Origin of the sequence: Streptomyces sp. NPDC050418 (genome assembly GCF_044458745.1) — a bacterium.
In the GTDB taxonomy this organism is placed as follows: domain Bacteria; phylum Actinomycetota; class Actinomycetes; order Streptomycetales; family Streptomycetaceae; genus Streptomyces.
Genome location: NZ_JBITIG010000010.1, coordinates 219,848 through 235,574, shown reverse-complemented (window position 1 = coordinate 235,574; position 15,727 = coordinate 219,848). Strand labels below are relative to the sequence as shown.

Sequence of the window (15,727 nt, the reverse complement as noted above, 5' to 3'; positions counted from 1 at the left end):
CCTGCTCGCCGAGGGCGTACAGGGACGGAGAACTTCGCCAGATGTCCGCGCGCTTGCATACAGTGACAGAACTCTCTCTCCGAATCGAAGGGACCACATGCCCATGGGTCACACGGCCACCGCCGAGGCCGGCTCCGGCGGCCTGACAGCGACCGAGCACCGGCTGGCCAACGGCCTGCGCGTCGTGCTCTCCGAGGACCACCTGACCCCGGTCGCGGCCGTCTGCCTCTGGTACGACGTCGGCTCGCGGCACGAGGTCGAGGGCCGCACCGGCCTCGCCCACCTCTTCGAGCACCTGATGTTCCAGGGCTCGGGCCAGGTCAAGGGCAACGGGCACTTCGAGCTGGTGCAGGGCGCCGGCGGTTCGCTCAACGGCACGACAAGCTTCGAGCGCACTAACTACTTCGAGACCATGCCCGCCCACCAGCTGGAGCTCGCCCTCTGGCTGGAGGCCGACCGTATGGGCTCGCTGCTCGTCGCCCTCGACGACGAGTCGATGGAGAACCAGCGGGACGTGGTGAAGAACGAGCGGCGCCAGCGCTACGACAACGTGCCGTACGGCACGGCGTTCGAGAAGCTCACCGCCCTCTCGTATCCCGAGGGCCACCCGTACCACCACACGCCCATCGGTTCGATGGCCGACCTCGACGCGGCCACGCTGGAGGACGCGCGGAAGTTCTTCCGTACGTACTACGCGCCGAACAATGCGGTCCTCTCGGTCGTCGGCGACATCGACCCCGAGCAGACCCTCGCGTGGATCGAGAAGTACTTCGGCTCGATCCCCTCCCACGACGGCAAGCAGCCGCCGCGCGACGGCGTGCTGCCCGACGTCATCGGCGCGCAGAAGCGCGAGGTGATCGAGGAGGAGGTGCCGGCCCGCGCGCTGATGGCCGCGTACCGCCTGCCGCACGACGGCACGCGCGAGGCCGACGCCGCCGACCTGGCCCTGACCGTCCTCGGCGGCGGCGAGTCCTCGCGGCTCTACAACCGCCTCGTACGGCGTGACCAGACGGCCGTGGCCGCCGGCTTCGGGCTGCTGCGCCTGGCCGGCGCGCCGTCGCTGGGCTGGCTGGACGTGAAGACCTCCGGCGACGTCGAGGTCCCGGTCATCGAGTCCGCGGTCGACGAGGAGCTCGCGCGGTTCGCCGCCGAGGGCCCCACGGACGAGGAAATGGAGCGCGCCCAGGCCCAGTTGGAGCGCGAGTGGCTCGACCGGCTCGGCACGGTCGCGGGCCGCGCCGACGAACTGTGCCGGTACGCGGTCCTGTTCGGCGACCCGCAGCTCGCCCTCACCGCCGTCGACCGCGTCCTCGCGGTCACGGCCGACGAGGTCCAGGCGGTCGCCAAGGCCCGTCTGCGCCCCGACAACCGGGCCGTTCTCGTATACGAGCCGGTCCACGCCGAAGCCGACGACGCAGAGGAAGAGGAGGCGGGGCAGTGACCGAGCTCTCCACCATGGAATTCCACCCGCAGCCCCAGGCGGGCGACGCCAAGCCCTGGGCCTTCCCCGCCCCTGACCGCGGCGCGCTGCCCAACGGTCTGACCGTGCTGCGCTGCCACCGCCCCGGCCAGCAGGTCGTCGCCGTCGAGATCTTCCTCGCCGCGCCGCTCGACGCCGAGCCGGAGGGCCTCGACGGGGTCGCCACGATCATGGCGCGCGCCTTCTCCGAGGGCACCGACAAGCTGAGCGCCGAGGAGTTCGCGGCCGAACTGGAGCGCTGTGGCGCCACGTTGGACGCGCACGCCGACCACCCCGGCGTCCGCGTCTCCCTCGAAGTCCCCGTGTCGCGGCTGCCGAAGGCGCTCGGTCTGATCGCCGACGCCCTGCGCGTCCCCGCGTTCGCGGCCGACGAGGTCAGCCGCCTCGTCCGCAACCGCCTCGACGAGATCCCGCACGAGCTGGCCAACCCGGCCCGCCGCGCCGCCAAGCAGCTCTACAAGGAGCTGTTCCCGGCGACCGCGCGCATGTCCCGGCCGCGCCAGGGCAGCGAGGAGACGGTCGCCCGCATCGACGCCGACGCGGTGCGCGCCTTCTACGACGCGTGGGTGCGGCCCTCGACCGCCACCGCCGTGGTCGTCGGCGACCTCGCGGGCACCGACCTCGACGCGCTCCTGGCCGAGACTCTCGGCCAGTGGACGGCCGCGCCGGGCGAGGCCCGTCCCGTCCCGCCGGTCACCGCCGACGACACGGGCCGTGTGGTCATCGTCGACCGCCCCGGCGCCGTCCAGACGCAGCTGCTCATCGGCCGCGTCGGCGCGGACCGCCACGACCGTGTGTGGCCGGCGCAGGTGCTCGGCACGTACTGCCTGGGCGGCACCCTCACCTCCCGTCTGGACCGCGTCCTGCGCGAGGAGAAGGGCTACACGTACGGCGTCCGAGCCTTCGGGCAGGTGCTGCGCTCCGCGCCCGACGGCACCGGCGCCGCGCTGCTCGCCATCAACGGCTCGGTGGACACGCCGAATACGGGCCCGGCGCTCGACGACCTGTGGACCGTGCTGCGCACGCTCGCGGCCGATGGTCTGACCGATGCCGAGCGCGAGACGGCCGTGCAGAACCTCGTGGGCGTGGCGCCGCTGCGCTACGAGACGGCGGCGGCCGTCGCCGGCACGCTCGCCGACCAGGTCGAGCAGCATCTGCCGGACGACTTCCAGGCGCAGCTGTACCGGATGCTCGACGAGACGGGCACGGTCGAGGCGACGGCCGCGGTCGTCAACGCGTTCCCGGTGGACCGGCTCGTCACCGTCCTCGTCGGCGACGCGTCCGAGATCGCCGAGCCCGTGAAGGCGCTCGGGATCGGTGAAGTGACGGTGGTGACCGGCTAGTCGGGACGGCCGCGCGCGCGTGCCTGTCCCCACTGCGGACGACAGGGGCTCCGGGGACTCCCGGGGCCCCTGTTCTGCGTAGTTGTCGCTATATGTCCGAATTGGTATGGAGGTTGGGGGTCTGCCCTGTGGCATGCGCTACAAAAGGCCGGTTCCGTTTGTTGATTGAAAGATGTCCCGTTTAGCGTCGGCTCCGCTGTTCGTCCGCTGTACGCCGCATCCGTGGCAACGGGCAGCCATCGCCGAGTCCCCGTCAGGCGCGAGCCTGGGGAGCCGGGGACCCACACGAAGTCCCTGGGGTGAATCGGGAGCCCGTCGCGAGGCGGACCCCCGTAGGAGACCTTCCTGCTCCGAACCCGTCAGCTAACCCGGTAGGCGAGAAGGAAGGAAAGGACACCGCCGCTCCATGGCTTTCTCCCGTGCCACCGGGAAGCACCGCCGTCCCTCCGCGCTCACCCGCAGGACCGCGAGCATCGCGGGCGTCGCCGCCCTCACCACCACCGGCGTGATCGGCTCGCTCGGCTCCACCGCGTACGCCGCCGACTCCAAGGCCACCGTCGAGGACACCGGACTCACCAAGGCTGTCTCCATCGGTGACACCCTCACCGAGCGGATCGACGCCCAGGCCGCCGCGCAGCAGGAGGAGGCCGAGAAGGCCGCCGCCGAGCTGAAGGCCGAGGCCGAGGCCAAGCGCAAGGCCGAGGCGAAGGCCAAGGCGGAGCGCGAGGCCAAGGAGCGCGCCGCCCGCGAGGCCGAGCGCAAGCGCCTCAACGCCTTCATCGCCCCCGTCGCCGGCAGCTACGTCTCCACCTCGTACAAGGCCGGCGGAGCCGTCTGGTCCTCCGGCAGCCACACCGGCATCGACTTCCACGCCGCCTCCGGCACGTCCGTCCGCTCGGTCGGCATGGGCACCGTCGTCGAGGCCGGCTGGGGCGGCGCGTACGGCAACAACATCGTGATCAAGATGAAGGACGGCACGTACACGCAGTACGGGCACCTCTCCTCCATCGCCGTCACGGTCGGCCAGACCGTCACCCCGGGTCAGCAGATAGGCCTCTCGGGCGCGACCGGCAACGTCACCGGACCGCACCTGCACTTCGAGGCCCGCACCTCGCCCGACTACGGCTCGGACATCGACCCGATCGCGTACCTGCGCTCGCACGGCGTCAGCGTCTGACACCCCGCGCAATTCACGAAGGCCCCGGCAACCCCCGCCGGGGCCTTCGCCGTTGACGGGCCCCGTGCGTTCCTGCCCATGCCGGAAATCGGCCGTAAAGGCAACCCCATGAATTCCCGCCGCCCATCGGGAAATTGGCGCCCGCTGCAATAGAGTCGCAGCACGACGAGCATCAGGGCGGTGGTCAGGTCATGCGCATTCCCGCGCAATCGGTATGCACGGCCATCCGGGACGACATCGTCTCCGGGGTATTGAGGCGCGGCAGCCGCCTCACCGAGGAAGTGCTCGCCCGGCGTTACGGAGTCTCGCGCGTCCCGGTCCGCGAGGCGCTGCGCACCCTGGAGGCCGAGGGCTTCGTCGTCACGCGCCGGCACGCGGGCGCGCATGTCGCCGAGCCCACCGCGCAGGAGGCCGCCGACCTCCTCGAAGTACGGCTGCTGCTCGAACCGCTCGGCGCCGCACGCGCCGCGCAGCGCCGCACCGACGCACACCTCAAGGTCCTCCGCGGCCTGGTCAGACTGGGGCAGGAGCGGGCCAGGCGCGGGCAGCACGAGGATCTGCGCAGCCTCGGCGGCTGGTTCCACGAGACCCTCGCGCAGGCGTCGGCCAGCCCCGGTCTCATCACGCTGCTCACGCAGCTGCGCCACAAAATCACGTGGATGTACGCGGTGGAGTCGCCGGAGCGGCCCGCCGAATCCTGGGCCGAACACGGCGCGATCGTCGACGCCGTGGCCCGCGGCGACGCGGAGCGGGCCCGTCTCCTCACGGCCCAGCACACCGAACGCGCGGGCCGCGCCCACCGGTTGAAAGGGCAGCCGCCGACGGCCCGTGTGAGCGGTTCGCAACATCGCGTAAACATGGCGGGCGGGCGGGCTTAACAAACGGGCCGTATACAAAGAGTGGAATTCGGCGGGGTCTATTTCGTGTGCCCGCACATCATTCACGTACGGAATTGCGGCGCGGTATTCCGGAAAACGACGGAGCCGCCCCCACCGAATCGGTGGCAGCGGCTCCGTGCGGGAAATCCCGGAGGATCAGACCGTCTCGGGAAGCTCCTCGAGCCCCTCGGAGACGAGCTTCGCCAGGCGGTCGAGCGCGGCGTCCGCACCCTCGGCCTCGGAAGCCAGCACGATCTCCTCGCCGCCCTGGGCACCCAGGCCGAGCACCGCGAGCATCGAGGCCGCGTTGACGGGGTTGCCGTCGGCCTTGGCGATCGTCATGGGGACCCCGGCGGCCGTGGCCGCGCGGACGAAGATGGAGGCGGGACGGGCGTGGAGGCCCTCGGCCCAACCGACGTTGACGCGGCGCTCAGCCATGTGATGCTGCCCTTCAGATTTCACTCAAGCCTTGTCTAGACCAGTCTCTCATGCTGCGGCGGATGGTCCTGCAGGCCGAAGGTCCGCAGCCCGTCCGACCAAGGGCCCACCGCCCCGGGCCACCGGGCTTTGTGGCCCGAGGTCTTCCTAGACTGCAACGCTCCCGCCGGGCGCGCGACCCGTACTCTGGCCCCATGCAGCCGCCGTCGGAGCCGATGCAGCAACCGTCCGAGCCGCAGTCGCCGCACGCGTACCCGGCGCACTGGGAAGCCGATGTGGTCCTGCGGGACGGGGGCACCGCGCGGATCAGGCCCATCACCACCGAGGACGCCGGGCGCCTGGTCAGCTTCTACGAGCAGGTCTCGGACGAATCGAAGTACTACCGCTTCTTCGCGCCCTACCCGCGCCTGTCCGACAAGGACGTGCGCCGCTTCACCCACCACGACTACGTGGACCGGGTGGGGCTCGCGGTCACGGTCGCGGGCGAGTTCATCGCGACGGTGCGCTACGACCGGATCGACGAGCACGGACGGCCCGCCTCCGGCGACGCCGACGAGGCCGAGGTCGCCTTCCTCGTCCAGGACGCCCACCAGGGCCGCGGCGTCGCGTCCGCCCTGCTCGAACACATCGCGGCCGTGGCACGCGAGCGCGGCATCCGGCGCTTCGCCGCCGAGGTGCTGCCCAACAACAACAAGATGATCAAGGTCTTCACGGACGCCGGGTACACCCAGAAGCGCAGTTTCGAGGACGGCGTCGTCCGTCTGGAGTTCGACCTCGAACCCACGGAGGCCTCCCTCGCCGTGCAGCGCGCCCGCGAGCAGCGCGCCGAGGCCCGCTCGGTGCAGCGCCTCCTCGCCCCCGCGTCCGTCGCGGTCATCGGAGTGGGCCGGCGGCCCGGGGGAGTGGGCCGGACCGTCCTGCAGGACCTGGTCCGCGGCGGATTCACGGGCCGTGTGTACGCGGTGAACCCGGCGTTCGCGGCCCAGGCACCCGGCACCGCCACCGAGCCCTCCGCGCTCGAGGGCGTCCCCGCGGTCGCCTCCCTCGACGCCGTCGACGAGCCCATCGACCTCGCCGTGATCGCCGTACCGGCCGGACAGGTCCCCGCCACCGTCGCCCAGTGCGGCGAGAAGGGCGTACGGGGCCTCGTGGTCCTCTCCGCCGGCTATGCCGAGTCCGGGCCCGAAGGCCGCGAGCGGCAGCGGGAGTTGGTGCGCCAGGCCCGCTCGTACGGCATGCGGCTGATCGGGCCGAACGCCTTCGGCGTCCTCAACACCGCCCCCGACCTGCGGCTCAACGCCTCGCTCGCGCCAGAACTGCCCGCCGCCGGGCGGATCGGCCTCTTCACCCAGTCGGGTGGGATCGGGATCGCGCTGCTCGCCGGGCTGCACCGCCGCGGCGCCGGGCTCTCGTCGTTCGTGAGCGCGGGCAACCGCTCGGACGTCTCGGGCAACGACGTCCTGCAGTACTGGTACGACGATCCGCGCACCGACGTCGTCCTCATGTACCTGGAGTCCATCGGCAACCCGCGCAAGTTCACCCGCCTCGCCCGCCGCACCGCCCTCGCCAAGCCACTCGTCGTCGTGCAGGGCGCCCGGCACGGCGGCGTCGCACCCGCCGGGCATGCGGTACCGGGCACCCGTCTGCCGCATGCCACCGTGTCCGCGCTCCTGCGCCAGGCCGGGGTCATCCGCGTCGACACCGTCACCGAACTCGTCGACGTCGGACTGCTCCTCGCCGGCCAGCCGCTGCCCACCGGGCCGCGCGTCGGCATCCTCGGCAACTCCGAATCGCTCGGCCTCCTCACGTACGACGCCTGCCTCGCCCAGGGCCTGCGCCCACAGCGCCCGCTCGACCTCACCACCTCGGCCACCCCCGCCGACTTCCGCGCCGCGCTCGCCCGGGCGCTCGCGGACGACCGGTGCGACGCCGTCGTGGTCACGGCCATTCCGTGGGTACGCGAGGGCGGCGCCGCGAGCCGCGAGGACCTGGCCGCCGCGCTGCGCGAGGCGACCGCCGCGGGCCCCGCGAAGCCGGTGGTCGTCGTGGCCGTGGAACTCGGCGGACTCGCGGAGGCGCTGTCGGCAGCCACACGTACGGCGCCGGGGCGCGAGCAAGCGGGTCCGCGTACGGAGCCCGGGCACCCCGATGCGCGTACGGAGCCGGGGCAGGAGCACACAGCCCCCGTACCGCAGCCGGAACCGTCCGCGGGTGAGCCCACCGCCGACCTCGCGATCCCCACCTACCCGGCGGCCGAGCGCGCCGCCCGCGCGCTCGGCGAGGCCTGGGCCTATGCCCAGTGGCGGCGGGAGGCCGCCGAGCCGGGGAAGGTGCCCGAGCTGGAACGGATCGACGAGAAGGCCGCGGACGAACTCATCGAGGCGGCAGGTCGAGCCCACACCGAGTCCGGCGGCTTCGAACTGGACGCCGCCACAACGGCCGCGCTGCTCGGCCGCTACGGAATCGAGGTGACCGGCTCACACCCCGCGGGCGAGGAGTCCGCCACCGTCGAGGCCGCCGCGCACATGGGCTACCCCGTGGCGCTCAAGGCCACCGCCCCGCATCTGCGGCACCGGCCCGACCTCGGCGCCGTCCGCCTCGACCTCGCGAACGAGGAGCAACTGCGCGCCGCGCACCGCGAGCTCACCGTCCACTTCGGCAAGGGCGAGGAATCACGGCTCGTCGTCCAGCCGATGGTGCCGCGCGGCGTGGACACCGTCCTGCGGGCCGCGGTGGACCCCGGCGTCGGCGCGGTCCTCTCCTTCGGGCTCGCGGGCGCGCCCTCCCAGCTGCTCGGCGACACCGCGCACCGCCTCATCCCGGTCACGGACCGTGACGCCGCAGCCCTCATCCGCTCGATCCGCACCGCACCGCTGCTCTTCGGCTGGCGCGGCTCGGACCCCGTGGACACCCGCGCCCTGGAGGAACTCCTCCAGCGGCTCTCACGGCTGCTCGACGACCATCCGCAGATCGTCGCGGTCGACCTGGAGCCCGTGATCGTCGCCCACGAGGGCGCCCACGTCCTGAGCGCCCGCGTCCGGCTGGCCCCGCCGCCGGTCCGCGACGACCTGGGACCCCGGACACTGCCCCCGTACTGACCTGCGACGATGCCGACCACCCCGGCCACCTGGCGTCCCCCGGATCTCCTCCCTCACCGGAGGGGCCAGGACGTCACCTCACCCCCGTAAGATGAGCCCATGGCGAAGACCGGTACGACGACCCAGGGCCTGCGCGCGGCGATCGAGCGCAGTGGCTATTACCCGGCCCTCGTGGCCGAGGCGGTGGAGGCCGCCGTCGGCGGGGAGCCGATCGTCTCGTACCTCGTGCACCAGGAGACCACCTTCGATGCCAACGAGGTCCGCCGCCATGTCACGGTCCTCGTCCTGACCGGCACGCGCTTCATCGTCAGCCACACCGACGAGCAGGCCGCCGACAGCAGCTCCCCGACGCCGTACGCCACCACCTCCACGGAGTCCGTGAAGATCGGCCGGATCTCCTCCGTCGTGGTCAGCCGCGTCGTCGCCAACCCGGAGAAGTACCAGCCCGGCACCCTGCCCCGCGAGGTCCTCCTCACCATCGGCTGGGGCGCCGTCTCCCGTATCGACCTGGAGCCCGCCGCCTGCGGCGACCCCAACTGCGAGGCCGACCACGGCTACACGGGCAACTCGACCGCCGACGACCTGAGCCTGCGCGTCAGCGAGGCGGGCGACGGTCCCGACACCGTGCGCCAGACGCTCGTCTTCGCGCAGGCGCTGTCCGAGGCCACCGCGGCGACCCAGCGCTGATGGCCGAGCCCGCCTGGCAGGACCCGGAGCTCCTCCCGGTCGAGAGCGCACCCGTCCCCGCGTACGGCAGCGGTTCGCTGGCCGATCTGCTGCCGACCCTCGCGGCCGGTATGGAGGTCCCCGGCTTCGAGCCGCGGATCGCGGAACTGGAGCCCGCCGACCGCAACTGCGTCTTCCTCATCGACGGCCTCGGCTGGGAGCAGCTGCTCGCACACCCCGACGAGGCCCCGTATCTGACCTCGCTCATCGCGAGCTCGCGCGGCGGCACCGGCCGTCCCATCACGGTCGGCTTCCCGGCCACGACCGCGACCTCGCTCGCCTCCGTCGGCACCGGCCTCCCGCCGTGCAACCACGGCCTCCCCGGCTATACGGCACGCAACCCGGAGACGGGCGAGCTGATGAACCAGCTCCGCTGGACCCCGTGGACGTCCCCGCAGGCCTGGCAGCCGTATCCGACCGTCTTCCAGCAGGCCGACCGTGCGGGTGTGCACACCGCCCAGGTCTCGTCCCCGCACTTCCAGAACACCCCGCTGACGAAGATCGCCCTCAGCGGCGGCACCTTCCACGGCCGTCTCTCCGGCGAGGACCGCATGGACCTCGCGGCCGAGCAGCTCGCCGCCGGTGACCGCTCGCTCGTCTACACGTACTACGCCGAGGTCGACGGCAAGGGCCACCGCTACGGCGTGGACTCCGACGCCTGGCGCGGCCAGCTGATGTACGTCGACCGCCTCGTCCAGCGCCTGGCCGAACAACTCCCGCCGCGCAGCGCCCTGTACGTGACGGCGGACCACGGCATGCTCGACATCCCCTTCGACGACGAGCACCGCATCGACTTCGACCACGACTGGGAACTGCGCGCCGGCGTCGCCCTGCTCGGCGGCGAGGGCCGCGCCCGCCACGTCTACGCCGTGCCCGGCGCCGAGGCGGACGTCCTGACCTGCTGGCGCGAGGTACTCGGCGAACAGTTCTGGGTGGCCTCCCGCGAGGAGGCCCTGGCCGCCGGCTGGTTCGGCCCGCCGGGAGCGTACGACCCCCGCGTGTACGACCGCCTCGGTGACGTGATCGCCGCGGCCCGCGACGACGTCCTGATCATCGCGTCGGAACGCGAGCCGAAGGAGTCCCTGATGACGGGCAACCACGGCTCGATGACCCCGGTCGAACAACTGGTCCCGCTCCTCCAGTCCCGCTCGTAACCCCTCCCTTCCCCCTCCCCACTGAAAGGCGCTCACCTCCCCATGCCCGAGCTGGTGTTCTTCTCCGGAACGATGGACTGCGGAAAGAGCACCCTCGCTCTCCAGATCGAGCACAACCGCTCGGCCCGCGGCCTGCAGGGCATGATCTTCACGCGTGACGACCGCGCGGGCGAGGGCAAGCTGTCCTCCCGGCTCGGCCTGGTGACGGACGCCGTCGAGGCCGGAGCCGGCTTCGACCTGTACGCGCACGTGGTGGCGGAGCTCTCGCAGGGCGGCAAGGTCGACTACGTGATCGTGGACGAGGCCCAGTTCCTCGCCCCGGACCAGATCGACCAACTGGCCCGGATCGTCGACGACTTGGACCTAGACGTCTTCGCGTTCGGCATCACGACGGACTTCCGCACGAAGCTCTTCCCCGGTTCGCAGCGCCTGATCGAACTGGCCGACCGCATAGAGACCCTGCAGGTCGAGGCGATGTGCTGGTGCGGGGCACGGGCCACGCACAACGCCCGTACGGTCGGCGGCGAGATGGTCGTGGACGGCGAGCAGGTCGTGGTGGGCGACGTGAACCGCTCCCCGGAGGAGATCAGCTACGAGGTGCTGTGCCGTCGGCATCATCGGCGGCGGATGACGGCTGCAGGGGCTCGGGCGGGTGCGCTTTCGCCGGATGTGCTGCCGGTCGGCACTGCCTGAGCCGAAGCCGGACCGGCTCCTCGCCTCGGTTTGTCACGAGGCCGGCTTCGGCCAGTGCGCCGCACGGTATTCGCGTGGGCGCATGGCTTTGAGCTCCAGGAAGCGGCGGTTGAAGTTGGCGAGGTTCTGATAGCCGCTGCGGGATGCCACATCGGTGATGGGGAGTTCGGTGGTGGTGAGCAGGCGGCACGCTGTTTCGATCCGCAGCTGGTTGACGTACTCGGTCAGGGTGCGGCCCATGGTGCGCCGGAAGAAGCGGCTGAACGACGTCGGGGCCATGTGCGCGATCGCGGCGATGCCGGAGAGCGTGACCGGGCGGGTGTGGGCTTGCTGCAGGTGGCGGCAGACGTCGTCGATGCGGCGCCGGGCGTCGGTGTCCGGGGTGGGCGCGTAGCCCTGGCCGGTGATCGGAACTGCGCCGGTGTCCTTGGCGAGGTGGCTGAGGACGTCGAGCAAGGTGATGGTGGCGGCGGCGCTGTCGGCTGCCTGCGGCAGACGGGCGAGCTGTCCGCGCGCCGTCTCGGCGCAGGTGCTGAACAGCAGTCCTCGCGCAGAGCGGTCCAACATGTGGCCTGTCGCGCGGAATTGAGGCAGGCGGAAGAAGTCGGGCCCGAGGCAGTCGTGGCGGAACTGCAGGACCGTCGCCCGGGCCGGCCCGTCGTCCGGCTCGGACGTGAAGGTGTGCGGCAGGTCGGGCCCGATCAGCATCAGGTCACCTGGTCGATAGGGCTCCACAGTGGTACCCACATAGCGGGTGCCGGCTCCCTCGGTGATCAGGACGAGCTCGTACTCGGCGTGGTGGTGCCAGCCGAACTCGAAGGACGGCTCGCTGCGGTTGAAGCATTTGAACGTGGTGTCCGGAGGCAGACCCCACTGCTCATGGCGTGGTCTCACCCGAGGCAGGCTACTTCCGGGGGAGAGCCGTCGTACGGGCCAACTGAGTACCGGAACCGGCCAGCGCAGGCGTGGTCCCTTCGGCCCGCTCGCGCGACTGTTGCTGATGGCAATCCGTAAGCATCCAGACCAAGGAGAAGGCAAGCATGACCGCGATCGCCGATTCCCGCGCCTGCGAGTTGGATCTCCCCTATGAGGGCCTGCCCGAGACCGCGACCGCCGACTTCCACCGCGACGGTTTCATCCATCTGTCCCGGGTGCTGTCGCCGGAGACGATCGCGGAGTACGAGCCGACGATCACCTCCGAGGTGATCCGGCTGAATACCCAGCACCTTCCGCTCGCCGAACGGGATACGTACGGAAAGGCATTTCTGCAGGTCACGAATCTGTGGCAGCAGAACGAGCAGGTCAGGCAACTGGTGTTCTCGCGGCGGCTGGCGAAGATCGCCGCAGATCTGCTCGGGGTGCACGCCGTCCGGATCTACCACGACCAGGCGCTCTACAAGGAGCCCTCCGGCGGCATCACGCCCTGGCACGCCGACCAGTACTACTGGCCGCTGGCGAGCGACCGCTGCCTGACGATCTGGCTTCCCCTGCAGGAGACCCCGCTGGAGATGGGCCCGCTGGCCTTCGCCCGGGGCAGCCACAATTTCGCGTACGGCCGCGACCTGCCGATCTCGGACGAATCGGAGGAGCAACTGCAACGTGCAGTGGCGGAGCAGCACTTCGACGACGTGGTCGAGCCCTTCGCCCTGGGAGACGCCAGTTTCCACCGGGGGTGGACCTTCCATCACGCGGGTCCGAACCGGGGGACGGTGCCACGACGCGTGATGACTGTCATCTACATGGACGCGGACATCCGGGTCGGCGAACCCACCAATGACCACCAGCTCGCCGACCGCAACTGGATGCCTGGCGCCGAGATCGGTCAGGTCCCGGACACCCCGCTCAATCCTGTGCTCTACGACGGCAGTCGGAGCACCACGCGAAAGCCGGTGTTGCCGCTGGAGCTGTCCGGGGTGTTTCCCATGCGGGCCGAGGTGCGGTAGCGCAGGCAGTACGACTCGTGGCACATGTGTGAGCCGCCCTTGAGCACGCGGGCCTGTCCGAACTCCGGGCCGGTCGGGTCGATGCGCGGGCCCTGCTTGTGGGAGTCCGGGCTGAACCAGTCGGCACACCACTCCCATACGTTCCCGGTGGTGTTGAACAGTCCGTAGGCGTTGGGCTCGAATGCGTCGACCGGGCAAGTGCCGGCATAGCCGTCGGCCGCGGTGTTGCGGCCCGGGAAGGTGCCGCGCCAGATGTTCATCCGGTAGCCGCCGCCCGGGTCGCGCTCCTGGCCCCAGGGATACGGCATCGCGGTCAGGCCGCCACGGGACGCGTACTCCCACTCGGCCTCCGTCGGCAGCCGCGCGCCGGCCCAGCGGCAGTAGGCGAGGGCATCGGCGTGCGAGACATGCACCACAGGGTGGTCCCACCGGCCGGAGCGGTGGCCGCGGCTGTCCAGATCCGAGCCAGGGCCTTCCGGCCGGCGCCAGTGTGCGCCATGTACCTGCCGCCACCACGGGGTTCCCACCGCCGCCCGCGTCGGCGGGAAGTCGCGGGGCAGGAAGCCGGCGAAGACGAAGGACCAGCCGAACCGTTCGGCGTCCGTCGTGTGGCCGGTGGCGTCCACGAAGGCGGCGAACTCCGCATTGCTGACCGCAGTGGCGCTGATCGTGAACGGGCTGACGGTGACGTCACGCACCGGCCCTTCGCCGTCCGCCGCGTACGGGCCGTCTGCGCAGCCCATCAGAAACGTGCCGCCCTCCAGCGCACACCAGCCCCTGTGCGGCCCCTTGTCAGCGGGCGTCGCAGCGCGGGTGGACAGGCCCAGGAGCGGTGCGGATACGACGACTGCGTCGGTGGCGATCCCGCCTCCGGGATCGCGCTGCGGTGCGCAGCAAGCAGGCCGGTCCTCGGGTTCGATGGCGCTCATATTCCTCTCGCAGGAGAAACGGTGGCGGCGACGGTGGTCAGGTGCGCGATCTGTACCTCTCCGCCGGGCCAGGTGATGTGCACCGCCGGGCCGTTCACCTGCACATCGGGGAGGGCTGGGGCCGTACCGTGCCCCGGTTCCGACAGGGAGGCGCAGTACACGAACAGGCCGTCGCCGACCGTGCCTTCGGCGACGGGCATGCGGGTTGCCTCCGCGTAGGCCGTGCGGCCGACGGGGACAGAGGCCGCGGGGCCCTCGAAGCCGTGCACAGGGTGCAGGGCGGAGACCGCACGGTCGCCGTCGACGGCCCAGCCGGACGCGCGCACACGGGTGCCGGGAACGGCACCCTCGACGCGGTGGATGCGCACCTCCGCCGCCCCCCGTGCAAGGGTCATCGAGGCGATGCGCGCGCTGCCTGCAGGAGCCCGCTGGACCGAGGCCGCCCAGCCGTCCCCCGAGCCGAGCGGTGTGATCCGGCCGCGCCGTGTGATGCCCCCGTCCTCGACGAGGCCGAAGTGATTGTCCGGTGCGGCATCCGGCTCGGTGGGTCCGCTGTGGGTGGAGTACGCGAGCCGGGCGTACAGCGGGTCATCGCACTCGGGGCGGACGATCTGCCCGTCGCTGCCGTGGTTGTGCACCCGCACGACACCGTCGGCCGCCGTCGACTGCACCAGCCAGCCGGGTGCGGACAGTGCGGTGACCGAGTCCTCGGCCTCGACGGGAGCGGGGCGCTCGACGGCCGTCCACTCGGGGTGGTCCGCCGGCAGGAGCAGACCGATGAACGCCTTGGCGGCCCAGTACGGTGACGCGGGCCCCGAGTACTCCTGCAGGACCGCCGGGTACGGGCCGTGCCAGCCCAGGGAGAGCAGCCCGTCGGCGACTGCTCCCCGGTCGGTGAAGTAGCGCAGCGCGCCCGAGGAGATCCGCCGGGTGGCGCCGGTGGCGAGCGGGGTGTGCCCGGTCAGGGCGCCCGCCCAGAGCGCGGACGTGGTCGCGAAACGGTAGGTCAGCGAGCGCCCGATGGCGAGGGGCGAGCCGTCCGCGCCGAACAGGCGGGAGTAGTCCGCCAGAAACTCGTGCAGCCGGCCTCCGTACCGTGCGAGCAGTTCCTCGTCGCCGCTCAGCCGTGCGTGCAGCACCGGGTAGAGGTGCATCGCCCAGCCGTTGTAGTGGTCGAAGGACCGCTCCGGGCCGTCGGTGTACCAGCCGCCTCCCACGTACCACTGCTCGATGTGCGCCAGACCGCGCCGGATCGCGGCGCGGGATGCCTTTTCGTGGTGGCCGGCCTCGGCGAGGAAGCCGCCGACGGTGAGCGGGAAGAGCCACCAGTTGTTGTTGACCGGGGGAGTGCCGAGCACCTCCGACAGCCAGTCGGCGGCGCGCGTCTGTACGTCCTCGGCCAGGTGGTCCCAGAGCCACGGTCGGGTCAGACGCAGGCCGAGCGCGACCGACGCCGCCTCCACCCAGGCCTGGCCGCACTCCGAGGGACGCGGCCAGGACTCGGCGTCGTCCCGTCCCGGAGTACGGGTGCCCGCGGCGAGGCCGTCCGCGTAATGCGGCAGCATCCCGTGCGGATCGGCGCCGCCGGCACCGGCGACACGGAACGCGGCCATCAAGAACGTACGGGCGTAGCCCTCGAGACCGTCCGAGCGCGGGCCCGACGAACTGGCCCGCCCCGGAAGGGAGATCAGCGCGCCACCGGGCGAGGCGTACCCGCGCACTGCCGTGAGCAGACCGTCGGCGACGGCCTCCCAGTGGGCGCGGGTCCAGCCGGTGTGCGGACTCGTCGTGCGGTCCTCGGGCGGCAGTTGCCACATGGGGTCACTCCGGGAACGGGGGCGGGTTCCGGCCAGGTCGTACGGGAGAGG

13 protein-coding genes and 1 riboswitch are annotated in these 15,727 nt (G+C 71.7%); of the genes, 9 read left to right on the top strand and 4 right to left on the bottom strand.

What is annotated here, in order from left to right; translation table 11 throughout:
• Positions 1-97 precede the first annotated feature (97 nt).
• The 4 genes from ACIBI4_RS25115 (at position 98) to ACIBI4_RS25100 (ending at position 4,878) form a co-directional block, all read left to right on the top strand.
• Positions 98-1,441 (top strand): M16 family metallopeptidase, encoded by a 1,344-nt coding sequence (locus tag ACIBI4_RS25115; RefSeq protein WP_399206277.1) that lies wholly within the window; start codon positions 98-100, stop codon positions 1,439-1,441.
• Positions 1,438-2,823 (top strand): M16 family metallopeptidase, encoded by a 1,386-nt coding sequence (locus ACIBI4_RS25110; protein ID WP_399206276.1) that lies wholly within the window; start codon positions 1,438-1,440, stop codon positions 2,821-2,823. The genes ACIBI4_RS25115 and ACIBI4_RS25110 overlap by 4 nt, the downstream gene beginning before the upstream one ends.
• A gap of 230 nt (positions 2,824-3,053) precedes the next feature.
• Positions 3,054-3,215: riboswitch (cyclic di-AMP (ydaO/yuaA leader) on the top strand.
• 14 nt (positions 3,216-3,229) lie between these two features.
• Positions 3,230-4,000 (top strand): M23 family metallopeptidase, encoded by a 771-nt coding sequence (locus tag ACIBI4_RS25105; RefSeq protein WP_399206275.1) that lies wholly within the window; start codon positions 3,230-3,232, stop codon positions 3,998-4,000.
• A 191-nt stretch (positions 4,001-4,191) separates the two neighbouring features.
• On the top strand, positions 4,192-4,878 hold the full coding sequence (locus ACIBI4_RS25100) for a GntR family transcriptional regulator (RefSeq protein ID WP_399206274.1): 687 nt from the start codon (positions 4,192-4,194) through the stop codon (positions 4,876-4,878).
• Between the two features lie 156 nt (positions 4,879-5,034).
• Here the strand turns inward: ACIBI4_RS25100 and ACIBI4_RS25095 are convergent, their stop codons facing one another.
• Positions 5,035-5,316 carry an HPr family phosphocarrier protein gene (locus ACIBI4_RS25095; protein WP_399206273.1) on the bottom strand — a complete coding sequence of 94 codons (282 nt, stop codon included), beginning with the start codon at positions 5,314-5,316 and terminating at the stop codon, positions 5,035-5,037.
• Positions 5,317-5,510: 194 nt separating this feature from the next.
• Here ACIBI4_RS25095 and ACIBI4_RS25090 point away from each other — a divergent pair, with 194 nt between their 5' ends.
• The 4 genes from ACIBI4_RS25090 to ACIBI4_RS25075 all read left to right on the top strand — a co-directional run bounded on the left by ACIBI4_RS25090 (position 5,511) and on the right by ACIBI4_RS25075 (position 10,987).
• Positions 5,511-8,414 (top strand): GNAT family N-acetyltransferase, encoded by a 2,904-nt coding sequence (locus ACIBI4_RS25090; protein ID WP_399206272.1) that lies wholly within the window; start codon positions 5,511-5,513, stop codon positions 8,412-8,414.
• 99 nt (positions 8,415-8,513) lie between these two features.
• Positions 8,514-9,101, top strand: a complete 588-nt coding sequence (locus ACIBI4_RS25085; protein WP_399206271.1) for a DUF5998 family protein — start codon at positions 8,514-8,516, stop codon at positions 9,099-9,101.
• Positions 9,101-10,294, top strand: a complete 1,194-nt coding sequence (locus tag ACIBI4_RS25080) for an alkaline phosphatase family protein (protein ID WP_399206270.1) — start codon at positions 9,101-9,103, stop codon at positions 10,292-10,294. The genes ACIBI4_RS25085 and ACIBI4_RS25080 overlap by 1 nt, the downstream gene beginning before the upstream one ends.
• Before the next feature lie 42 nt (positions 10,295-10,336).
• Complete coding sequence (locus tag ACIBI4_RS25075; protein WP_399206269.1) at positions 10,337-10,987, top strand: thymidine kinase; 651 nt, start codon at positions 10,337-10,339, stop codon at positions 10,985-10,987.
• 33 nt (positions 10,988-11,020) lie between these two features.
• On the opposite strand, the gene ACIBI4_RS25070 is transcribed toward ACIBI4_RS25075, so the two are convergent.
• Positions 11,021-11,881, bottom strand: coding sequence for an AraC family transcriptional regulator (locus ACIBI4_RS25070; protein ID WP_399206268.1), 861 nt, complete (start codon positions 11,879-11,881; stop codon positions 11,021-11,023).
• A gap of 146 nt (positions 11,882-12,027) precedes the next feature.
• Between ACIBI4_RS25070 and ACIBI4_RS25065 the strand changes: the two genes are divergently transcribed.
• Complete coding sequence (locus ACIBI4_RS25065; protein ID WP_399206267.1) at positions 12,028-12,930, top strand: phytanoyl-CoA dioxygenase family protein; 903 nt, start codon at positions 12,028-12,030, stop codon at positions 12,928-12,930.
• On the opposite strand, the gene ACIBI4_RS25060 is transcribed toward ACIBI4_RS25065, so the two are convergent.
• Entirely contained in the window at positions 12,843-13,859 is a 1,017-nt protein-coding gene (locus ACIBI4_RS25060; protein ID WP_399206266.1) for a formylglycine-generating enzyme family protein, read from the bottom strand. The genes ACIBI4_RS25065 and ACIBI4_RS25060 overlap by 88 nt on opposite strands.
• Entirely contained in the window at positions 13,856-15,676 is a 1,821-nt protein-coding gene (locus ACIBI4_RS25055) for a DUF2264 domain-containing protein (RefSeq protein WP_399206265.1), read from the bottom strand. Before ACIBI4_RS25055 ends, ACIBI4_RS25060 begins: the two co-directional genes overlap by 4 nt.
• Positions 15,677-15,727 lie beyond the last annotated feature (51 nt).